Raw genomic sequence first — 23,256 nt, 5'->3', positions numbered from 1 at the left:
CATCACCCTATCATTTCAGTCTGCCGCAAGTACAGGCATCCTGGCTTTGATTAATAATTGTATTTGTCTTTCCAAAGCTGACGCAGGTGTTTCCGCAGCTCATCTTCCCGGGGATTTTTACCGGGGTCATAAAGTTTGGTATTCCGGATAGCATCCGGCATATATTCCTGCGGGGCAAAATTATTTTCGTTGTCGTGCGAATAATTGTATCCCTTGCTATACCCCATTTCCTTCATCAGTTTCGTTGGGGCATTTCTGATATGCATCGGCACCGGGAGGTCACCGGTTTGGGACACAATAGACTGTGCCTTACTAATAGCCATATACGCCGCATTACTTTTGGGAGATGCAGCCAGGTAAGTAACACATTGCGACAGGATGATGCGTGATTCCGGATAACCAATCATATTCACGGCCTGGAAGCAGCTGGTAGCCAGCAATTGCGCATTGGCATTTGCATTACCGATATCTTCGGATGCCAATATTACCAGGCGGCGGGCAATGAATTTCACATCTTCCCCACCTTCTATCATCCGTGCCAGCCAGTATACCGCTGCGTTGGGATCGCTGCCCCTGATAGATTTGATAAAAGCAGAAATGATATCGTAATGCTGTTCTCCGGTTTTATCATAGATAGCCACCCGTTGCTGGGCAATATCCATTACTTTCTGATCTGTTATCACTACCGGATCTTCCTGCAAGGTATTTACGACCAGTTCAAACAGGTTAAGCAGTTTACGGGCATCTCCCCCGGCAATATTAAACAGGGCCGTCGTTTCTTTCAGTTCAATATTTTTAGTACGCAGCCATTCGTCCCGGTCCATGGCCTGCTGTAGTAACTGCAACAGCTGTTCCGGTCCTAATGGTTTGAGCACATATACCTGGCTACGGGACAATACCGCCGCATTTACTTCAAAAGAGGGATTTTCCGTAGTGGCACCAATGAGTGTAATAATACCTTTCTCCACTGCACCCAGTAAAGCATCCTGTTGTCCTTTATTAAAGCGGTGGATTTCATCGATAAAAAGTACCGCATGTTGCTGGCGCCGGGCTATTTCTATTACTTCCCGCACTTCTTTTACCCCTGCCGATACGGCACTGAGGGTATAGAAGGGCATCTGTAGTGTATGTGCAATGATATTGGCAATGGTGGTTTTACCCACCCCCGGAGGCCCCCAGAGGATCATAGAGGGGATCGTACCCTGTTCCAGCGCCTTCCTTAAAATACTATCCTTACCGGTAAGATGTTCCTGCCCCACCAACTCATCTAATGTAACAGGTCTTATCCGCTCTGCTAATGGTTGCATATGTTATGTTTTGAGCTACGAGCTTCGAGCCATGAGCTTCGAGCTTCCTTCATCGGATAGGCTTTAAGCTCATGGCTTGCAGCTCTCAGCTTATTAATCAATTTTTTTCTCCTGTTGGGAGGCCTGCCATTTTCTCAGCAATGAAAAAGATAGGGCGCAGTTGGCGATCACTCCCGCAGCATGTATCAGGAAGAAAATCAGAAAGCCACGGAGGAGAGAACGCATAGTAGCCATATCCGGAGCTGGTTGTTGCTTAGGCATCTGCTTCATCGTTTGATTCAGCATTTCGTCCAGATTGGTTAATCCCACCCAGCCGTTGGTAACCAGTAATATGCCGTAAAACATGGCCATAAAGCCCATGATCTTGATACCTCCGGGGGTGTTAGACTTTAAGGGCACTTCCGGATTTACCAGGCTCTTTTGCAGCGCCAGCGACAGGATGCTATGGATGACCACGGCCCCTGTGATGAGTGCAAAAATGAGTATAGGGGTTAATGAGGGCATCATCAGCAGTGCCATCAGCATGATAAATAAAAAGAAACTGGCTATCAGCAAATTAACTGTACTCAAAAATCTGAAAAATCCTAAGCGGGACGTCATATCTGCACTTGTTTTTAGTTCCACAAACCTACCTAAATTTTACCGTTTATCCGATGGAAGAGTTGAGAGGGGCTGCCAACCTGCCATGTCCCCCGCCGTTTATAAAAAAGCTATTCCGTAAGATCGGGGGTTTTCCATAACTTTAAATACTAAACCTGTTTGATGTATGAATAAAATTTATGCTGTAAAGCTGCCATTGCTTGCTGCAATGGTAACCGTGGCAGCCTGCAACACCAACACCTCCCCAAAAAATGAGGGCGGCGACACTACCAAAGTACCTGCTTTTGATCTGAGCTCTATTGACTCCAGCTACAAACCCTGCGATGATTTTGATGAATTTGTAAACGGTAACTGGAAAAAGCACAACCCTGTTCCTGCTACAGAGAGCCGCTGGGGTGCTTTTAACGTACTTGACAAGGAGAACAAGGAAGTAAGATTGAAGAGCATTATTGCTGAAATTACCCAGCAAAAGAATCTCAAGAAAGGTACGGAAGAGCAGCAGATTGCTGATTACTACACCTCCTACCTGGATACCGCTACCATCGAAAAGCGGGGCATTACACCACTGCAGCCTTATCTTGATAAGATCAATGCCATTAAATCACTGGATGACCTGGCACAGGTAGCAGGAGAAATGCAGAAAATAGGCGTATCTACTTTCGTGGGCTTTGGTGTAGATGCGGATGCTAAAAATAGTAAAATGAATGCGGTGTATCAGGCACAGAGTGGTTTGAGCCTGGGCGAGAAGAGCTACTATGAACGGCCGGATTCCAACACCGCAAAAGTACGTACGGAGTTTGTACAGCACGTAGATAAAATATTCGGCATGGCAGGTATGCAGGATGCCAATCCGGGGAAAACCATCCTGGATTTTGAAACTAAACTGGCTAAGATTCAGCTGACCAACGTAGAGCTGCGTGATCCGCAGAAAACGTACAATAAAGCAGCTTATGGAGAATTAAAAACACTGGCACCTCAATTCAACTGGGATGCATTTGCCAGTGCACAGGGTCTTAAAACAGATACGCTGATATTGCAGAACAAGCCTTATTTGAAAAATGCCGGCGCCCTGTTGAAAAGCACCCCGCTGGAAACGCTTAAATTATATACCCGCTGGCAGCTGATCACCCACTTTGCAGGCTTATTGCCCAAGCAATATGATGCGGAAAATTTCCGCTTCTTTGCTACTGTAATGCGTGGCACAAAAACCCAGAAAACCCGTGAAGAAAGAGCTATCCGTTCTACAGACGGTCAAATGGGTATGCCGCTGGGTAAATTATTTGCCAAAAAGTATTTCCCGGAAAGCTCCAAACAGAAAGTTTCCGAGATGATTGAAAATGTACGGAAAGTTTATGGAGAAAGAATTGATAAACTTACCTGGATGGGCGATTCTACTAAAGTGATGGCCCGCAAGAAACTGGCTTCCTTTACCTATAAAATCGGGTATCCTGACAAATGGAAAGATTATTCCTCCATCAACATTGAACCCGGTACGTTGATTGAAAATGTAATGGCAGCCGCCTTGTATGCACACCAGGACGCTTTGAATAAAATAGGAAAGCCGGTGGATAAAAGTGAATGGTTTATGACACCACAAACGGTGAATGCTTATTATAATCCGTTGAACAACGAAGTGGTATTCCCTGCGGGTATTTTGCAGCCACCGTTCTTTAATCCGGATGCAGACGATGCCATTAACTATGGTGGTATTATTGCAGTAATAGGGCATGAGTTCACGCACGGATTTGATGATCAGGGGGCACAATTTGATGCAGAAGGTAATCTGAAAAACTGGTGGACACCTGAAGATAATGCCAGCTTTAACAAGCTTGCAGGCCGCTACATTCACTACTTCAGCGGACTGGAAGCAGCCCCTGGCTTTAATATCAATGGCCCTCTTACTATTGGTGAGAACATTGCCGACCTGGGCGGGCTTACACTGGCTTATTATGCACTAAAAAAATCCTTTGAAGGCAAGGGAGAGCCACAACCTATTGACGGCTTTACCTGGCAACAGCGCTTTTTCCTGGGATGGGCGCAGGTATGGCATGAAAACATCACAGATGCCTCCTTACGCAACCAGATCCAGACAGATCCGCATTCTCCCGCCAGATTCCGTATCAATGGTCCTTTACCGCACCTGAAAGAATTTGCTGATGCCTGGGGCTGTGCACCTGGCAGCAAGATGGTACTGGCAGACACTGCGCGTGTAGTGATCTGGTAATCATTGACATAGGCATGGGATCATGCTGATACAGCTGAATCATTTCTTTAAAAAATCCGGTAGCCGCATGCGGCTACCGGATTTTTTTTGTTCTGGCAATCCATATCCCATCCATCTACGTACATACCCCTGTAATGCTGGCAGCAGCAGGTTGATAAAACAGCCCCCAATATTTGCCGCATCAACCAATTTCAGGCTAACACAGCCATGATAGTAAATGAAGCAAAATCCTAAAAAAGGCAAAAAAGCCATTGATTATTAAATAACCATCGTTCGAACACCGTAAAAAAGTATACTTATGAGCATGTTGAGCCAGTCTACATTCACTGAGGTAAACTATGATGCCATTTCTAACTCCATAGCCACCCAATTACAACTACCGGAGTCACTCATAGCATATGTTTTACTGGAAAGATTGTACAAACAGAATGTAGAAGAAAGCCTTCATTATTTCAGGCAGAGCGTATTATCTTCTTTTTTACAGAAACTCAAAGGGACTTTTCAAGTGAAGCCTTCGCTTCATCAGCTTTACCTGCAATTTGATAACGGAGATACTTTATCTGCCAGTAATGCAGACATGAGCTGGAAGGAGCTTTTTGAACTGGCCTACATCCATTGCAACCAGCAACAGCTGTCCAGGGTACATGCTGCACTGGACCATGCAGGAATAGCCTAACTACCGATCGCATTTACTTTACTATAACCAATCATTAATGTAAAATCAGGATTGTCTGTGAAGTTTAGCTACAAAAAATGGCGGGGCAGTACTATGTACATGCCCCGCTTTAAATAATCAGATGATGGTACTAGAAACTATATCTTAACCCCAGCTGCATCTGGTGCCGGGAACCAAAGAAATCCTTTGAATAAGCCACTCCCGGATCTGCCCAGGAATACTTAGGATAATCTGTTGCAGCATTCACCGGTGCCGATTTTGACTTCAACCCCAAACTGGCAGTAGAATTAAAGGTATTAGGTGAAAAATACTGTATGCCCCAGTCTTTGTTTAATAAGTTCGTCAGATTTACAATATCATAGGTTAATGAAATGGTATGCTTACGTTTTCCGGCCATGATATTAAAGTCCTGTGTAAAACGGAAATCAGCCTGTGTATTCCATGGGGTACGGGCACCATTACGTTCTGTAAACTGTCCTCTCCGGCTGCTCAGGTATTTATTACCGTCAATAAAAGCATCAAAAGCATCTGCCTGCGCTTTATCCGCAGCATCGAAGAAGTTAGCTGTTTCGCCTTTCTTTGGAATATAAGCCAGGCTTACCTGTTGAGGTGTACCCTGGATAGTGGCATTCATAAAACCATAGGTAAAAGGAACGCCGGAACTGGTATTAAAGAACACAGAAAAATTAGATACAAAAGTATTTTTCCTTCCCCAGGCTAATTTATAATTCACAGTAGAAACGATACGGTTTCTGATGTCAAAATTAGAATATGCCAATCCGGGTTCATTGGGGTTTAAAGCAGGATTCAGCTGCCAGTTGGACTCCATTGAATTCCGGATACCATTGGTAATATCTTTAGACTGTCCGTAAGTATAGGCTACCATAGCGTTCAGTCCAAACTTAAATGTTTTGCTGACCTGTGCAGTAATACTATAGCGATAACCGTCTTTGGTATTAGATAGCAGATAAGCGTTGGTATACAACGGGTTTATTTTTCCTCCGCTGTAAATTGGCTGCTGTTTATCCTTATCATATGCCGTATAATAAACCGGGTTATCTGTCAGATTGATCTGCTGGAATTTTAAGTCGTACACCACTTTAGTATAAATACCTTCCAGGGAAAACTTCCACTGATCGTGCGTACTATAATCCAAAGCCAGACTGCTTCTCCAGGCCTGAGGCATTTTAAAATTATTGTCTATCAGATCTACCTGGGTAGCTCCTTTGGCATCATGTACGTCTTTTCCCTGCGCCGTAACAAACTGTGCTATCCCGTTGGGAGAAGTGGAAATAGGATCAGATCCTGCAACGGGTCTGTCGGTATCTGTCTTGTATCCGAATTTGGTATCATAAGCCCCATAGGTAACCCCATTATTGTAATAGGCATATCCTAACCAGGCAAAAGGAATACGGCCTGTAAACAGGCCTGTACCACCGCGCAGTACGATACTCTGATCTCCTTTAATATCAAAATTAAATCCCAGACGGGGAGAGATAGCGATGTTATTCAGGTATTTGTTGGTGATATCTTTTGGCTTCGTATAAGTGTAAGTGTTACCATAGTTAGGATCTACCGGTGCATTGGTGGTTTTGTCGCTCAGTGGTTGTTTATCAGGCAGCCCGGTATAATCCAGGCGGATACCTGGTGTTAAACGAAAGCGATCACCCAGCTGAATATCATCCTGTGCATATACACTTAACAGATTGGCTTTAAACTTAGCCGGAGGATTAGCCATGATATTATCACGGGAGTTATCCGCATAATTAAAGTTACCACGTACGCGGCTCGGTTTGTTGTCCAGGAAGTCGGCCACAGAGCTATAGTCTACACGGCCATTCCAGGAGTTGACAAAACCATAGGTAATATTATAGAATTCATTGTGTGTACCAAAAGTGAGGGTATGATTCCCTTTGAATACGGTTACATTATCAGTAAACTCAAAGGTTTGCTGCTTCATATTAAAGATACTTGCTTCCCTGTCGGTACCCAGGAAGATCGTCCCTCCTTTACCACCTATCTGGATCTGCGGGATAGCAGCATCAGATGCAGGTGTACGATAGTCATGAATATTAGAGTATCCCAGGATCAGGCTGTTTGATACCGTATTAGACAGCCGGCTTTTCAGTTCAGCTACCGTAGAGGTCTGGTTATTGGTTTGTTTATAATCAATGCCTCCGAAGCGGAAATTTTGCTGATCACGTTCCAGGTTAGTAGCTTCAGAAGTGATGGTATTATTGCGGATAGATAACTGGTGCTTGTCGTTAATATTCCAGTCGAGCCGGTTAAAGAATTTATTGGAGTTAGAGTAAATACTGGTATTACCATAAGTACCCGGATCTATTCCATATACATTTTTCATCCGGCCGGCAATGCTTTCTGCATCTTTTTCCGAGATCAGGTTAGCGATATCAGGTGAGCCTGCTGCCAGTATCACCGGGTCCTGTCTGCGGGTAATTTCCGCATTGGTAAAAAAGAACAATTTATCTTTTATGATCGGGAACCCTAAGCGCACACCTGCCTGGTAATCATGAAAATCTGACGGCAGTTTAGAGCCATCTCCTGCATTATTCTTTCCGATCATAAAAGCCCCGCGGCCAAAACCATAAACAGCGCCATGAAATTCATTGGTACCACTTCTGGTTACGGCATTAATACTTCCTCCCAGGAAGTTCCCAATTTTCACATCAAACGGTGCGAGATATACCTGTATATCCTGGATAGCATCCAGCGATACAGGATTGGTACGGGTGCTGCTACCGGGCTGTCCTGAACTGTTGGTTTGCCCACCCAGAGAAGGGCTGAAGCCGATAGCATCATTATTGATTGCCCCATCCAGGGTAACGTTATTATAACGATAGTTGGTACCCAGGAAAGAGTTATTATTACTTTGTGGAGTAGCGCGGGTAAAATCCTGGAAGCTACGGTTGAGGGACGGTAATGTTCTCAGTTGTTCCCGGTTAATACGGGTTCCTCCATTCTTGGCCCCCTGGGATCCTTTTACCACTACTTCACTTAAAGCAGTAGAGGCTTCTTCCAGTTTAAAATTATAGCTGGAAGCACCTAGCCCCAGGTTAATATCTGTTCTTTCTTCTTTTTTGAATCCGATAAATGTCACGGTGATGGTGTAAGGCCCGCCAGGGTTCAGATTGGCCAGCATAAAGCGGCCATCTGCATTGGTTTGAGCGCCATAGCGTGTGCCTGTACTGGTATTTACCGCTACCACGGTCACTCCGGGTAAAGGTTCGCCTTTGGCATTCGCAATTTTACCGGTAATCTGAGAGCTGGTAATCTGTGCCAGCAAATGATTGGGAGAAACGGCAATAATGATTGCCAGGAACAGTAGTGTGTGCAACAGTTTGTTCACGAGCTTGTTAATTTTACCGCAAACGTATACCAGCTACGTTACGGCCATGTTAACGCAACATTAAATAAATGTTAACTCGGCAGTGTACATATCAATTCCAGGAGACTATAAATTAGTCTCAAATACTATACATCTATATTATTATCCTATTTTTTCTTTTAAAGCATACCGCCTACAGCTGCATTCGTGGCAGCATGCGGGTATTGTGATATTACTTTTCAGGTAATTAAATAGTGCGGCTAAAAGGACTCCTGTTCGCAATAGGTTGACACTTTTATTCGCAGATAATCAAAAATAAGCAGGCAATATTAACTCACCGTTACGCCTATGTTAAGTTTGATGGTACCAGGCACAAAAAAACCGCTCCGTTATAAAACGGAGCGGTAAAATAAAAAACAGCGTATGAAAGGCTATGCTTATGCCATAAAGGTTAACAGCAATTCCCTATTAATAGTCAGCATTGTTAGGATCAAAGTTGGTCCATCCCTGTGTCCAGTCATCACCTACTTTAAATGCACCTACATAATCCACTACTTTAAAGTAAGCATCCTTGATTCTGTTGCTGCTGGTAAAAGAAGCTTTTCCGATCAATGGAGAACCTGCTACAGGGCGGGCATCTGCATCTTTCAGATCACCGGTCATTTTAGCAAATTTGAAATCATCTACATTGTTGATAGAAGTATCATTGCCAAAAGCAGGGGTCATAAACCATGCTTTGATATCTACACCGGTGATACCAGTTTGTTCAATTTTTTGTTTTGGAGTAACTCCAACAAAGCTATTTTTAATTTCCAGTGCGTTGGTATTAGCAGCATTACCGGTAGCCTGGTCTTTAATATTGATACCGGTAGGGAAACCTGCGAATACGGTATTAAAGATACCTAAGCGGGTATTTCTTCTCAGGTAGGCACCCCAGCGGAATGCAGCACCTTTGGTAGCATCAATATTTGCACCACCGTTAAATGCCCATGGCCCGATGAAAGTGATGTTAGAGAAAGTAGCAGCAGTGAAAGGTTCTTTAGCAGATCCTTCTGCGTCGTTATCAGATTCAAAGCCATTTGACTCACCAGGTAAAGCCCAGTCAGAAATGTCTTTATCCTTGATACTTAATCCGAATTGTACATTACCGGAATAGCCGTTATCAGTATCGAAATCATCATCCAGGCAACGGTATGCTACCAGGTAGCGGGCGTTTACATTACCACCAAACCATTCGAACGCATCATCACCACCGAAAGAAGACTGTACATATTCGATAGTAGTGCTTTTACCAACACCGATGAGGGTAAGGCTGTTCAGCTCAGAGTTTTTAGTATCTGAAAGGGGTACACCAGCAAACTCGATACGTACATATTTCAATATACCGGAGTTATCATCAGCCAGGTCACCACCACCTACGATATCATCACCATATGCCTGTCCTTGTGTGGTAGGGAATCCTTCCATCTGGCGGCCGGGTTTACCATCATAAACGGAGTTAACTTTAGTTTTACCCAGGAGCATTACACCACCCCAGTCGCCATGTGCACGGCTACCTTTTGGCTCAGCAGAAGTGAAAACAATGGGTTTATCCTTTGTACCAACTGCATTGATCTTTGCGCCTCTGGTAATAATTAAAAAAGAACTAATATCAGCAGTAGCAGCTGTTTTACCTTTCTTAATTGCTTTTAGTATAACACCTTCCTTAATAGTCAGGGTAGCATTATTTTTAACAAATACTGCTCCATCGATCCAATATTTCTTTCCTGCTTCTAAAGTACGATCTGAAGTGATTGCGCCACGTAAAGTATCCGCAGATACCGGTCCGGGTTCGGGCACTGAGTTGCTGTCATTTTTACAAGCAACAACACCTACCATAAATGTGGCAATAACCGGCAAAAAGAATTGCTTCATAATTAAGATAAAATTTAGATAATTCAATACAAAAGAAATACACCTATGTTAAGCCTGAATGAACGCCGCATTAAGCAATTGTTAACTTACCTGCGTTTATCAGAACATATAATTAAACTGTATGGACACATTAGTGCCGTAGCTGAACTGGTTAATGGTCAAATCCTTTCCGGAAGAATATTTTTTGCTATTGTCCTGGTCCCAATAATAGATAGCGCGTTTGTTCAGGATATCTGTAACGCTCAGTTTAAGCCCTGCATTTTTAAACAATTGTTGTGACAACTGGAAATCCAGCAGCGGTCTTGGATTTTCCCAGATAGGAGGTACATTATCATTACCTACCTGGCTGATTCTTCTGCCGATCACGTTAAATAATGCGGTAGCGCTGGTACCGGATGCGGTGTTATCATATTGCAGGCCGGCATTGATCAGATAAGGCGACTGGCCCTGCATGGGTCTGTCTATCTGTCCTAAAAAGTCTTTCGGGTAAGCTACGTTACTTTTAATGACTGCCAGGTTGGTGAATACAGTAAATTGCTGCAATATTTTGCTTTGGATAAAGTCCAGTTTCTTCCTGATCTCCAGTTCTGCACCGTAGCTGGTAGCACTTTTAGCATTCTGATAATTAAAGGATGGAGAACCTTGTCCGGTTTCATAAGTAGATTCGATAGGTTTATCAAAGAACTTATAAAACAATCCTACTGTAAATACTTCTCCTGCACGCGGATATATTTCATAGCGTAAATCAGCATTGGTTATTTTAGTGCGGGTCAGTTTAGGATTACCAGCTACTACCCCATCGCGTTCATAATCATAGAAAGTGAATGGAGATATTTCCCGGAATTCAGGGCGGGATACTGTTTGTGAAGCCGTAAGCCTGATATTCACTTTTTCGCTTTGCAGATAGGTGAGGTTGATGGAAGGCAGTACATCAACCGCTTCATTATTGGAAGGCACCAGATTACGTGATTCCAGGTGTTGCTGATATGCTTCTACGCGGGCCCCCCAAACGAGGCGGAATTTTGCACCGATCTGGTTGTCGAACTGTACGTATCCTGCCCCCAAGTTAGCGTAAGCTTTATAGGAATCCGCATTAGAGGTAAGATCTACGAGGAAGAACTTATCCGGTCCGTAGTTTTCTTTATTCAGGATTTCGGAAGGTGGCAGGTATACCAGGTCATTGGGTGCATTTTCTGCTTTAGAGATAGAGATACCGCGGGCATCGAATTTGCGGTCTTTTCTCTGGTATAATCCACCGATCTTTATTTGCTGTTGTTGTCCCCAGAGTTTAAAAGATTTGGTACCATCCAATGATCCACCGATTACATTTTCGTTCAGGGTAGAAAAGAAGCGGCCGGCGTTTCTGGAGTTACCACCATTGGAAGCGATGTTGGCATAATAGCGGCCATCATCATTCATGGTATACTTTAATCTTCTCAGATCCGGTACATCCTGGTTCAGCAGGCCATAATTAATGTTCCATTTAATTTTGATACCGCTTCCTCTTAAGAAATGGTCTCCAATCAGCTGGGAATTAAACAACCGGTTAGACACAAAGCTCAGTTCTTCACTACGGATTTTCCGGACTTCGGTATCACTCAGGATATCCCTTCCTTCGCGGAGCGTCGTTTGATCGGTACTATTAATATTATAGGAGTTTTTCCAGCTGAACTTATTATTACCGGAGCGGTAGGTGAAGTTGGCCAGTCCGCCAAACAATATATTGGTTGCATATTGTTTATCATTATTATCAAACTGTGGTGCACCACTCGCGTCATAGTTCCTGCGTATGATTTCGCTGAAGCGGCTTTGGTTATTATAGTTCAGGGAAAATATGGCACCCAGACCTTTTGTATGAGAGCCGATATTATTAAATCCACCACTCAGCTGGAGACTTTTGTTGATGGGGGTGGGCGCAGATTTATATGTCCAGATATCGTTTAGTTTTTGTCCTGCCTGGGCATTTTGGGTTTTATCACCCGCATTGATGGCCGCTACAGAGGGGAAGTCGGATGGCATTTTCCGGGATCCATCTGCCAGGCCCAGGAAATCTGTTTTTCCGCCTTTATAGTTATAGAAATCGTGGCTGATTGTTTGGGTATTGAAGCCACTACCCACTGCGATCTGGAAGAAGTCTTTATCCGGCACATCTTTGGTATTTACCTGTACCAGGCCACCGGCAAATTCGCCGGGCATTTCCGGGGTGGCTGCTTTGTTGATAATAATATTATCTACGATAGCAGCGGGGAAGATATCAAAAGAGAATGATTTACGGTCAGGTTCAGTAGAAGCCAGCAGTGCACCATTTAAAGTAGCCTGGTTGTATCTGTCTGCCAGTCCGCGTACCACGAGGTATTTTCCTTCCTGCAGTGAAACACCCGAAACACGTTTCAGTACTTCACCGGTATTTCTGTCCGGAGATTTTTTAATGGATTCAGCAGACACCACCTGTGCTACCGTATTGGTATTTTTCTGAAAGGTAAGCAGTGCATTAATAGACTCCTGTTTAAAGGAACCTCTGATCACTACTTCCTGTAATGCTTTGCTGGAAGGTTCATCCATGATGACATCCAGGTTTACGGGGTTACCGGTTTTTATAACAACGTCTGAAATAGATTTTGTTTGATACCCCATGTATTTAAAGTCCAGTACATAGGTGCCTGCAGGTACATTTAAGGTATATCTTCCTTCTACATCTGTTACGGTTCCTTTGCCTGCATTTTGGATCAATACGGTTACACCGATCAGTGCTTCCCCGGTTTTCTTATCAGTAACTTTACCTACTATTTTGCCATTAGTTTGCGCATATACGCTTTGTGCCAATCCCAACAATACCCATACTCCTAATAATTGTAATAGAACAATACTGCGTTTCACGATTTTTTAGTTGATTATTTGCAGCAAAAGTATTGCGGTCACATTATCGCAATGTTACGCGAACATTACCAGAATGTTAATTGTTAAGGAATCATTAAAAAATCGTTAACGGCTAAGTGCGTACGAATTATGGGAAAGTAAGGTGGGAGCAGGTTTTCATGTGATGACAGGCATAAAGTTTACAAAGAGTATCCTTGTTGCGGCGACTGTCTGTTATTGGCCAGTAAGTCCAGGGAGATGTCGAGTTGCGGATTGCGGAGTTCTCTTTTACTATGTTCGGAAGCCGCAGAGATCAGTTGGAACAGGTGTTGGCTTTTATTCGTAAAAGGTTTGTTGTCTTTGTTACATAATTCCAGTGTAAAATGGAATCTCTCTTCCACTTCTTCTTCGAATTCTCTTAGACTAAGGGTTTCATCGATAGGATATTCGACTAGCATTTCTTCCTCGAAGCCGGCTTCCCGGAGGGTATCAAAAGCATTTGCAAGAGAATGCCGCGCATATACCGCCACGTTGCAAAAAAACAAACGCTGAAATTGCATTTGCAGGAGGGAGATGGTCATTAACGGGTGAAGCTTAAGTACTTTCATTTATATTACTATCATATTCTGACAAACATAACCAGTTACCTTTAATTTAATATTAAGCCCATATTATGCTTTTGTAAAGATAAATATTAAACCAATTACTCATGCAAATAATTCACATATGTTTTGTTAAAAAAAGTGTGTGAGGCAGGGCGCAGGGGTAATACAAGTGTAACATGCCTGTCGGGGCAAGGAGGCAGGAGATAGTTCGGAGTAAGATATTTCATTAAGTGCCGGTCAGGGCGCGGGGAAAGAAATGGTTCTGGCAGCAGCCCATTCCGGTAAACCATCGTCGTCCTCTTCAGGAGCAGTTGTTTTAGCGCGGGTTTCGGGGTGTTGATACAGGGACCATTGTTTGCCGGTATATTCGAGGGCAGTGAGGCTCTCTACCCAGTCGCCTGAGTTGAGATAAGTCACCGACTGTTCCCCTACCTGCATTTCCTTAATAATAGGTTGATGAATATGGCCACAGCACACCACATCAAATTTTTTATCGATGGCGATTTCCGCTACGATCTGTTCAAAGTCTGATATAAATTTCACTGCCTGTTTTACGCTGTGCTTTACTTTTTTGGAGAAAGACATTTTTTCCCTGCCCATTTTTTCCAGTACATTATTTACCAGCCGGTTGAGGATAATCAGTATATCATATCCTTTTCCACCCAGTTTGGCCAGCCATTTGGAGTTTTTCATGGTAATATCGTACACGTCCCCATGGAAGAACCAGTGCATTTTACCATCTACCTCCAGGACCAGTTTATTGTCTATCACGAAATTGCCCAGTCCGAAACCTGCATATTTGCGGAGGGCCTCGTCGTGGTTGCCGGTGAGGTAGTATACTTCAGTGCCTTTGCCCGTCATTTTAAGGATGCGCCGGATAACTTTGGTATGGGCTTTCGGAAAATAGCGTTTGCTGAACTGCCAGATATCTATAATATCCCCGTTCAGTATCAGTATTTTAGGGTCAATACTATCGAGGTATTGAACGAGTTCTTTGGCATGACAACCATAAATTCCCAGGTGAACATCTGAGATAACAGCGATATCTAATGGGCGTTTATCTGACATTAATTTTAGCTAAATGAACCAGTGTAGGCGGTTATGCGTTATAGGTATGTATATATCTGCGCTCATTTGACAGTAGTAAAACCCGTTTTTTTTGCGGGGGTATCTGACCATCAAACTATCAATGCAAAGAAAAAATTGCTATATTACTTTTATGTGAACTCAGTGTTAAGGAATTATTAATTCGTGTTTTTTCCTGGCGCTATAAGATATTGCAAGCTATTTTTGCCGCAAATTTCTAAACGCAACTATATGGGAGGCTTCAACTCTTTTGTTAAATTATTCTTGCCGAAAGACCGGGTTTTTTATTCTTTGTTTGAGGACGTAGCGGCTAATCTGGTAGAAATGTCCGAAGTATTGATAGAAGTAGTGACTACCAATGATCCCTCCACCCGTAAAGATAAAATCCACCTGATAGAACGGCTGGAGCACAAAAACGATGATTATACCCACCGTATATTTGTAGAGCTGGGTCAGAATTTTATCACTCCTTTTGACCGGGAGGACATTCACTATCTGGCTTCCACGCTGGATGATGTGGCAGATTACATCCACGGTTCTGCCAAAAGGATCGATATCTATAAAGTACATACTATCAATGAGAGCATCCGTAAGCTGGCGGAATTGATTCATTTGGGTGTACTGGAACTGCATAAAGCTATTCCTGAGTTGCGTAACATGCATAATATGCGTGTTATTACGGATGCCTGCGTAAAGATCAACAGTTTGGAGAACCATGCTGATGATATTTATGATATGGCTATTGCCGACCTGTTTGACACGGAAACAAATGCTGCAGAACTCATTAAGATGCGTGAAATATACCAGGCACTGGAAATTGCAACGGACAAATGTGAAGATTGTGCCAATGTTATAGAAACCATCATTATTAAGTACTCTTAACACCTGTTCAGGTGTAGGAGTTGTTCTCCATGCATAACTTCGTGAAACATGACATTTCTGGTAATCATCATTATACTGGCATTTATTTTCGATTATATTAACGGGTTTCATGACGCGGCCAATTCCATTGCCACGATTGTTTCCACCAAGGTACTGACTCCTTTTCAGGCGGTATTATGGGCTGCGGTGTTCAACTTTGCAGCATTTTTCCTTGCCAAGCATGTCATTGGTGAATTTAAAGTAGGTAATACGATTGCCAAATCAGTATTTGAGCAGTTTATTACCCTAAAGGTGATCTTTAGCGGGCTGGTAGCTGCCATTATATGGAATCTGTTCACCTGGTGGTATGGTATTCCATCCAGTTCTTCCCATACTTTGATAGGTGGTTTTATCGGAGCGGCCGTTACTGGCGCGGGAGGATCATTTGACGTGATAAATTTTTCCAAAGTATTACCTACTATCTATTTTATCATACTAGCTCCGCTGATAGGGATGGTCGTCGCCTTTGTCCTTACCGTATTTATTATAAACATCTGTAAAAAAGCGAATCCGTTCCGGGCAGAGAACTGGTTTAAGCGTTTACAGCTGGTATCCTCTGCCGCGCTGAGCCTTGGCCACGGGAGTAATGATGCCCAGAAAGTGATGGGTATTATTGCCGCAGCCCTGGTGGCACATGGTTCAATAGAGAAGATTACGGATGTGCCGGATTGGGTACCCTTTTCCTGTTTTTGTGCCATTGCATTAGGAACGATGAGCGGGGGCTGGAAAATTGTAAAAACGATGGGTACCCGTATTACCAAGGTAACCCCGCTGGAAGGGGTAGCCGCCGAAGGTGCCGGTGCTATTACCCTTTTCCTGACCGAAACGCTGGGTATTCCAGTTAGTACCACTCACACGATCACGGGTGCGATCATTGGGGTAGGAGCCACTAAACGTTTGTCAGCCGTGCGCTGGGGAGTAACTGTAAGCCTTTTATGGGCGTGGATCCTTACCATCCCTATCAGTGCTTTACTAGCAGCTGCTGTTTACTTTGTTGTAAATCTCTTTATCAAATAATTATAAAGTGATTGATTTCACTTAAAAAGCCTCTCCCGGAACACAGGAGAGGCTTTTTTTATAGTTTTTCTATATAAACGGGCTTAAGTTTTAAGATTTTTAAAACAAAAAAATATGGCATGTGGCCCAGAGCACCTATTTTTGTATGATGTATTGATAGTAGCCAGTGATCAACCATCATATTTTTTGGCAATAAGGTAGTTCAAACCTACAGTGACTTAAATCAGCTTGAATGAAAGGAATTATTTTAGCCGGCGGTTCCGGCACCAGGTTGCACCCCATAACATATGCCATCAGTAAACAGATCATGCCTGTTTATGACAAACCGATGATCTACTATCCTTTATCCACACTTATGCTGGCAGGCATAAAAGAGATACTGATCATTTCCACTCCGCATGATCTTCCTGCTTTTAAGCGGCTGTTTGGCACCGGAGAACAACTGGGGCTTCAATTAAGTTATGCTGAGCAGGCAGTACCTAACGGGCTGGCGCAGGCATTTGTAATTGGTGCTGAATTTATAGGCAATGATCCTGTAGCCCTTGTTTTAGGGGATAACATCTTTTATGGAGCCGGTTTAGGCACCCAGCTGGCCAATAATACGACCCCTGATGGCGGCATCGTGTATGCTTATCAGGTGTCTGATCCTGAGCGGTATGGCGTTGTGGAGTTTAATAAAGATATGCAGGCCGTATCTATTGAGGAGAAGCCACAGCACCCCAAATCGAAATATGCTGTACCTGGCTTGTATTTTTACGACAATGAGGTAGTGGCCATTGCTAAAAATTTGCAACCCAGTGCCAGGGGGGAGTATGAGATTACGGATGTGAACAGGGAATACCTTCGTCGCGGGAAATTAAAAGTATCTATCTTGCCGCGTGGAACTGCCTGGCTGGATACGGGCACTTTTGATTCGCTGATGCAGGCATCCCAGTTTGTACAGGTAATAGAGCAGCGGCAGGGCATTAAAGTGGCTTGTATTGAAGAGATTGCATTCCGCAAAGGATTTATTACAGCTGCACAACTGCAGGAGCTGGCAAAACCATTGCTGAAGAGTGGCTATGGTGAGTACCTGATAAATATTCAGTGACCTGGCCGCTAAGCGGCATCCGGCTGTATCCGAAGCCATGCTGAAGCTATGCCAAAGCTAAGCCAACAGGCTAAAATCAATACGCTGGTCTGCAAGTATATCATTTGCAGGCTGCACTCAGTGGACAATAATTCGTAAATCTAAAATCGTAAATCTAGTATCATGAAGGTTCTTGTTACCGGCGGTTGTGGTTACATTGGTTCCCATACAATTGTAGATCTAATCAATCATGGGTTTGATGTGGTTTCCGTGGATAGTAATATCCGGAGCACTACACAATTATTGGAAGGCGTAGAGCGCATTACCGGCAAAAAGATCCGTAATTATAAGGTGGATCTTTGCAATCAGGAAGATACGCATGCCGTATTTCATGAAAACAGAGATATTATCGGAGTTATTCATTTTGCTGCATTAAAGACGGTTCCGGAATCCGTAGCAGAGCCACTGCTGTATTTTCAAAACAATCTATCCTCCCTCATCAATGTATTAAAATGTGTGAAGGAGTTTAATATACCCAATATGGTATTCTCTTCTTCCTGCTCTGTGTATGGCAATACCAAAGCTTTGCCTGTAGTGGAATCGACTCCACTTGGAGAAGCGCAATCCCCTTATGCCCGCACCAAACAGATGGGAGAACAGATCATAGAGGATTATAGCAAGGTAAACGATACCCAGTCTATCATTTTGCGGTATTTTAACCCGGTAGGCGCACATCCTTCCGCCCTGATAGGGGAATTACCATTAGGGAAACCAGACAACCTGGTACCGGTGATCACGCAAACTGCGATCGGTAAAATACCCAAGATGAGTGTGTATGGGCATGATTTTGATACCCGGGATGGTTCCTGTGTAAGGGATTATATTCATGTAACAGATATCGCCAATGCGCATACCAAAGCCTTACAGTACCTGATTGAGCAGCGCAATGACAGTAACTGTGAGATCTTCAACCTGGGTACAGGTAATGGTGTCACCGTACTGGAAGCGATCAAGGCATTCGAAAAAATCTCTGGCTTAAAACTGAAATATGTGCTGGCACCGGGCCGGGAAGGGGATGTTATTGAAATTTATGCTAATAACAGCCATGCGAGGGAAAAACTGGGCTGGGAGCCGAAAATAGGCATTGAAGATATGATGCGTACGGCCTGGCAGTGGGAAGTATCCTTACGTGACAAGGTACTGAGCAACTAAGTAAATGAGGAAATAATGAAGTGTGCCAGCCAGCACAGGCTGCATTATTCATTTGAGATCAACAATTCGTGCATTCGTAATTGATAATTATTATTTTTACGCTTTAATTAAAGCACCTCATGGTAAAAGATATTCAAGTATTAAATGAAAAAGAAACCCGTGCAGGGTTTGGAGAAGGGATACTGGAAGCGGGCCGTAAAAACCCTAATGTGGTGGCTCTGACTGCCGATTTGCTGGGTTCTATGAAGCTGAATGCCTTTATTAAGGAGTTTCCTGACCGTTTTGTACAATGCGGTATTGCAGAAGCCAATATGATAGGTATTGCAGCAGGTTTGACCATTGGTGGCAAAATTCCTTACACTACTACTTTTGCCAATTTTTCAACCGGCAGGGTATATGATCAGATACGTCAATCAGTAGCCTATTCCGGCAAGAATGTTAAAATATGTGCTTCCCATGCAGGGTTAACCCTGGGGGAAGATGGTGCCACGCACCAGATACTGGAAGATATTGGTTTAATGAAGATGTTGCCAGGTATGACAGTGATTGTACCATGCGACTTCAACCAAACAAAAGCGGCTACCATGGCCATTGCGGATCATGAGGGCCCGGTATATCTCCGTTTTGGTCGTCCAAAGTGGCCGAACTTTACACCGGAGAATCAAAAATTTGAGATCGGTAAAGCACAGGTATTGAATGAAGGCAATGATATCTCCATTTTTGCGTGTGGCCACCTGGTTTGGATAGCTATTGAAGCAGGCCGCATCCTGGAAGAAAAAGGGTATAGTGTAGAAATCATCAATATCCATACTATCAAGCCGCTGGATGAAGCTGCTGTGATCCGTTCCATTACAAAAACGGGCTGTGCAGTGACCGCAGAAGAGCATAATGTGCTGGGCGGTTTGGGAGACAGCATTGCGCAGGTTGCTTCCCGCAATCATCCAATTCCTATTGAGTATGTAGGCACTAATGATACTTTTGGAGAAAGTGGCAAGCCATTGGAACTGCTTACCAAGTATGGCCTGGACGCAGCTCATATCGTAGCTGCGGCAGAAAAAGCCATGTCAAGGAAAAAATAAGACACTCCTGCGTTAATTAAACCTTTTCATAAAAAACCCATCATATGATGGGTTTTTTTATTTAATTTGAGTGGTAACGTACCCGTTATTAAAGTGACGGACCGTAGTTACCGGCAAATAAAACCCGGCGTATAACCATTTAACCTATGGCCGTTTCACAGGATGACAAGGATTTATTGGCTATTTACCAGCAGCCGGCTACCCGGGAAAAAGGATTTACACTCATTATCCAGAAGTACCAGGAACGGTTGTATTGGCATATCCGCCGTCTGGTGGTAGAGCATGAGGATGCAAACGATGTATTGCAGAATGTGTTTATTAAGGTGTGGAAGAACCTACAGGGGTTCCGGGAAGATGCGCAGCTGTATACCTGGCTATATAAGATTGCAACCAATGAATGCCTTTCGTTTCTGGAGCAGCAGAAGCGCAAGCAAACGGTATCTTTATCGGATGTAGAAACAGGATTGGAGAATAAATTAAAGGCGGATAGCCAGTTCGATGCCAATAAGCTGGAATGGAAATTACAAAGAGCCATCCTCACTTTGCCCGAAAAACAACGTATCGTATTTAACCTCCGGTACTATGATGAAATGCCTTATGAAGAAATGAGCCGGGTACTGGACACTTCGGAAGGCGCTTTAAAAGCATCTTATCATCATGCCGTAAAAAAGATTGAAGAGTTCATAAAAAGCACATAATAACGAACTAACACATATAATAATATATAATACAATTTAAAAAATCCTACTATTAATTAATAAACATTAGCAAACCATTAAACTATTATAGCTGATTACGGTCTAAGGTAGTGTATCATGAAAAAGCGTAAGGACATAGCAGATGAGTTGCAGCAGATTGTGCCAGGTGAAAACTGGCCTGCCGAAACGCCAGGCTACCAGGTGCCTGTAGGATACTTTGAGCAATTACCGAGCCATATTATGCAGCAAATAAGAACACTGGAACAGTCTTCCGTGCAGCAGGAGCTGGATGAAGCAGCTCCGTTACTGGCTCAGGTACCCAAACAAAATCCCTACAGTGTTCCTACTGGTTATTTTGCCACTTTACCTGAAAAGGTACTGTCTGCTATTCCAGATCGGGGCGGTGCAAAGGTAGTCCGGATGCCATCCCGTAAAACCTACTGGAAATGGGCCGTAGCAGCCGGTATTACTGCCTGCGTATCTGTCAGCACCTTACTGTTTGTGAATAATAACAGCACTGGCAGCAATGTGGAAGCACAGCTGGCTGCTATCAGTGATCAGGCGATGATGGATTACCTGCAGACATACGAAGAGGATAATGATCCCATATTTGTGAATGTTGCGCAGCAGGCTACCATGCAACAGGAACAAGCTACGGTAGACGCATTGCCAACAGCAGCAATAGAGCAGTATTTAGAGAACAGCGATTTGTCAAGTGAAGTTCCATCTAACGAATAATACATGAAACATTTATACTTTATTTGGATATTGATAGGCATATTATTCAGCAGTACCTTAACAGGTATTGCTCAGGAGAATACTGAACAGAGCGCGAAAGAAAAGATCAAATCATTACAGGTGGCTTACCTGGCGAAGAAACTGGATCTTACGACGGAAGAAGCAGAGAAGTTCTGGCCTGTCTATAACAACTATTCCCATGAGGTAGAGCTATTGATTGCTGATCGCAGGCTAAAAGCAAAGGAAAACAGGGAAAACATCAAAAATGACGATAAAGCTGCCCGGGAAGCTATTGATAAGGAACTGAACTACGAAAAGAAGATGCTGGATATTAAAACCCGGTATTCCCGGGAATTTATGAAGGTATTGCCACCAAAGAAAGCGGGGAATGTGTTTAAAGGGGAAAAGGAATTCAGGAGCATGATGATCAACCAGTTAAGAGAAAGGCAACACAACCGCATCAAAGATTTTAAAAGGAACAGGCCATAAGCGTTTAGTTGTACTATATAAAAAAAGTGTCCGGGAAACCGGGCACTTTTTTTATATAGTACCTGTTTACAGCTGCTTGTAATGTGCCCTGACCTCTTTTACTTTTCCGGTTTCATCCAGTACCATCATTTCTGTACTCAGGCGGTTGCCCACACTTTTATAATAAAGTACTACTGAGTTGATCCCTTCCAGGATGTGATATAATTCAAAATGCAGTTCGGGATAAGCTACCAATGCTTTGCTGAAATATGCCTGCAAAGCAGTTTTTCCATGTATGCAGCCCTTTGGGTCGTTATTGATCTTTTGAATAATAGGCGAATAGAATATAATATCCTCCGCATAATGTGCCATGATAGCTTCCATATCATGTCTGTTCCAGGCATTCAGCCATTCTTGTGCAAAGTGGGTCATTGGTACTTGTTTTGGGAAGCAAATTACGGGATAGCCAACCCTTGTTATTTGCTGAAAGGGTCAAAATAATCAGTGCGGTACCATTTCAGGGGAGTATGCCAACGCCAGTGCTACGGAAACTTATGCGGTCATTCTCCACTGAGCAGGCGTAACGCCATAATTATTTTTAAACATCCTGTAAAAGTGCGGGACATTTTCAAAGCCGGCAGTATAGGCTACCGTGGCAATAGGCTGTCCGGAGGTACGCAAGAGGAAGCAGGCCAGCTCCAGGCGTTTCTGCCAGATCCAGTTCATCGGACTGGTATGATACACTGTTTTAAAGCGGCGTTTTAAAGTGGCCTTACTGAGATAAGTTTTCCGGGCAATTTCATCCAGTTCCTGCCAGGCCGTTACTGCTGTACCAAGCGTTTGTACTACGGAGGGCAACACCTGGCGGGTATTATAGGCCAACATTTGCAGGAGCGCCTTCCCATGCGGCTGTTTTCCGATAAGTGTCAGTGCCTGGTTTAGCACCACCTCCCTGGCCGGTAATCCTATATCCGGACCGGTAAAACACCGGAGCAGGCTTTGAGCAAAATGGTGCCAGTGCTCATCTGCTTTCAATACCACTGCTTTTTTGGGAAGTACCAGGTGGGTATTAAGCGGTAAATAGCTGGCCAATGCATCATCCGGCAGCACCAGGTTGATGCTCCGGAAGTTATTTTTTTGCCATAAAATCTCTGAACAAATAAGGGAATCGCCGGGGATCAGGAATACATCCCCTGCCTGCAGGCTATGCACCTGGTTGCCATCATACATTCTTTTCTGTCCCTGTACCACGAGGTTGAGCACCGTTTGGGGTACATACAGCTCATGATTCGCTTTTTGTCTGTATTCACTGAATGCTGCCCAGTCGTGTTGCTGATGCGTCCACTTTTTCAGGAAATACTGACCGGTAATAACAAAGTTGTTATATAACGTGTACATGGTAAACAGTCATTGTAGCATAGGTGGATACAGCAGCAACGC

19 protein-coding genes are annotated in these 23,256 nt (G+C 43.6%); 10 read left to right on the top strand and 9 right to left on the bottom strand.

The genetic code is table 11. The features are described 5' to 3' along the window. Positions 1–50: 50 nt before the first annotated feature. Both ABR189_RS20715 and ABR189_RS20710 read right to left on the bottom strand, forming a co-directional pair. Entirely contained in the window at positions 51–1,307 is a 1,257-nt protein-coding gene (locus ABR189_RS20715; RefSeq protein ID WP_354662386.1) for a replication-associated recombination protein A, read from the bottom strand. A 93-nt stretch (positions 1,308–1,400) separates the two neighbouring features. Further along, positions 1,401–1,931: a hypothetical protein gene (locus ABR189_RS20710; protein WP_354662385.1), complete on the bottom strand. Its 531-nt coding sequence runs from the start codon at positions 1,929–1,931 to the stop codon at positions 1,401–1,403. Positions 1,932–2,073: 142 nt separating this feature from the next. Between ABR189_RS20710 and ABR189_RS20705 the strand changes: the two genes are divergently transcribed. Continuing rightward, a complete protein-coding gene (locus ABR189_RS20705) occupies positions 2,074–4,131 on the top strand; it encodes a M13 family metallopeptidase (protein ID WP_354662384.1) in 2,058 nt (685 codons plus the stop codon). 298 nt (positions 4,132–4,429) lie between these two features. Continuing rightward, the gene (locus tag ABR189_RS20700; protein ID WP_354662383.1) at positions 4,430–4,807 is read left to right on the top strand and encodes a hypothetical protein; all 378 of its coding nucleotides are present in this window, start codon (positions 4,430–4,432) and stop codon (positions 4,805–4,807) included. 130 nt (positions 4,808–4,937) lie between these two features. Here ABR189_RS20700 and ABR189_RS20695 read toward each other — a convergent pair whose 3' ends face one another. The 5 genes from ABR189_RS20695 to ABR189_RS20675 all read right to left on the bottom strand — a co-directional run bounded on the left by ABR189_RS20695 (position 4,938) and on the right by ABR189_RS20675 (position 14,596). Then, a complete protein-coding gene (locus tag ABR189_RS20695) occupies positions 4,938–8,174 on the bottom strand; it encodes a TonB-dependent receptor (RefSeq protein WP_354662382.1) in 3,237 nt (1,078 codons plus the stop codon). Positions 8,175–8,621: 447 nt separating this feature from the next. Beyond that, positions 8,622–10,067, bottom strand: a complete 1,446-nt coding sequence (locus tag ABR189_RS20690) for a beta-helix domain-containing protein (RefSeq protein WP_354662381.1) — start codon at positions 10,065–10,067, stop codon at positions 8,622–8,624. A gap of 99 nt (positions 10,068–10,166) precedes the next feature. Continuing rightward, positions 10,167–12,944 (bottom strand): TonB-dependent receptor, encoded by a 2,778-nt coding sequence (locus ABR189_RS20685; protein ID WP_354662380.1) that lies wholly within the window; start codon positions 12,942–12,944, stop codon positions 10,167–10,169. 179 nt (positions 12,945–13,123) lie between these two features. After that, on the bottom strand, positions 13,124–13,531 hold the full coding sequence (locus ABR189_RS20680) for a hypothetical protein (protein ID WP_354662379.1): 408 nt from the start codon (positions 13,529–13,531) through the stop codon (positions 13,124–13,126). Positions 13,532–13,765: 234 nt separating this feature from the next. After that, positions 13,766–14,596 carry a UDP-2,3-diacylglucosamine diphosphatase gene (locus ABR189_RS20675; protein WP_354662378.1) on the bottom strand — a complete coding sequence of 277 codons (831 nt, stop codon included), beginning with the start codon at positions 14,594–14,596 and terminating at the stop codon, positions 13,766–13,768. 249 nt (positions 14,597–14,845) lie between these two features. Here ABR189_RS20675 and ABR189_RS20670 point away from each other — a divergent pair, with 249 nt between their 5' ends. The 8 genes from ABR189_RS20670 (at position 14,846) to ABR189_RS20635 (ending at position 21,837) form a co-directional block, all read left to right on the top strand. Next, the gene (locus ABR189_RS20670; RefSeq protein WP_354662377.1) at positions 14,846–15,496 is read left to right on the top strand and encodes a DUF47 domain-containing protein; all 651 of its coding nucleotides are present in this window, start codon (positions 14,846–14,848) and stop codon (positions 15,494–15,496) included. A 48-nt stretch (positions 15,497–15,544) separates the two neighbouring features. After that, a complete protein-coding gene (locus tag ABR189_RS20665; protein WP_354662376.1) occupies positions 15,545–16,552 on the top strand; it encodes an inorganic phosphate transporter in 1,008 nt (335 codons plus the stop codon). Between the two features lie 232 nt (positions 16,553–16,784). Further along, positions 16,785–17,642 carry a glucose-1-phosphate thymidylyltransferase RfbA gene (gene rfbA, locus ABR189_RS20660; RefSeq protein ID WP_354662375.1) on the top strand — a complete coding sequence of 286 codons (858 nt, stop codon included), beginning with the start codon at positions 16,785–16,787 and terminating at the stop codon, positions 17,640–17,642. Positions 17,643–17,804: 162 nt separating this feature from the next. Next, positions 17,805–18,833, top strand: coding sequence for a UDP-glucose 4-epimerase GalE (galE, locus tag ABR189_RS20655; protein ID WP_354662374.1), 1,029 nt, complete (start codon positions 17,805–17,807; stop codon positions 18,831–18,833). A 119-nt stretch (positions 18,834–18,952) separates the two neighbouring features. Further along, entirely contained in the window at positions 18,953–19,912 is a 960-nt protein-coding gene (locus ABR189_RS20650; RefSeq protein ID WP_354662373.1) for a transketolase family protein, read from the top strand. A gap of 146 nt (positions 19,913–20,058) precedes the next feature. After that, positions 20,059–20,610: an RNA polymerase sigma factor gene (locus ABR189_RS20645; protein ID WP_354662372.1), complete on the top strand. Its 552-nt coding sequence runs from the start codon at positions 20,059–20,061 to the stop codon at positions 20,608–20,610. A 117-nt stretch (positions 20,611–20,727) separates the two neighbouring features. Continuing rightward, positions 20,728–21,348 (top strand): hypothetical protein, encoded by a 621-nt coding sequence (locus ABR189_RS20640; RefSeq protein ID WP_354662371.1) that lies wholly within the window; start codon positions 20,728–20,730, stop codon positions 21,346–21,348. A 3-nt stretch (positions 21,349–21,351) separates the two neighbouring features. Next, the gene (locus ABR189_RS20635; protein ID WP_354662370.1) at positions 21,352–21,837 is read left to right on the top strand and encodes a hypothetical protein; all 486 of its coding nucleotides are present in this window, start codon (positions 21,352–21,354) and stop codon (positions 21,835–21,837) included. Between the two features lie 66 nt (positions 21,838–21,903). On the opposite strand, the gene ABR189_RS20630 is transcribed toward ABR189_RS20635, so the two are convergent. Both ABR189_RS20630 and ABR189_RS20625 read right to left on the bottom strand, forming a co-directional pair. Continuing rightward, positions 21,904–22,248 (bottom strand): nuclear transport factor 2 family protein, encoded by a 345-nt coding sequence (locus ABR189_RS20630; protein WP_354662369.1) that lies wholly within the window; start codon positions 22,246–22,248, stop codon positions 21,904–21,906. Positions 22,249–22,368: 120 nt separating this feature from the next. Then, a complete protein-coding gene (locus ABR189_RS20625; protein WP_354662368.1) occupies positions 22,369–23,214 on the bottom strand; it encodes an AraC family transcriptional regulator in 846 nt (281 codons plus the stop codon). Positions 23,215–23,256 lie beyond the last annotated feature (42 nt).

The organism is Chitinophaga sp. H8, assembly GCF_040567655.1.
Lineage (GTDB): Bacteria > Bacteroidota > Bacteroidia > Chitinophagales > Chitinophagaceae > Chitinophaga > Chitinophaga defluvii.
This window is presented reverse-complemented; position numbering and strand designations above follow the sequence as displayed.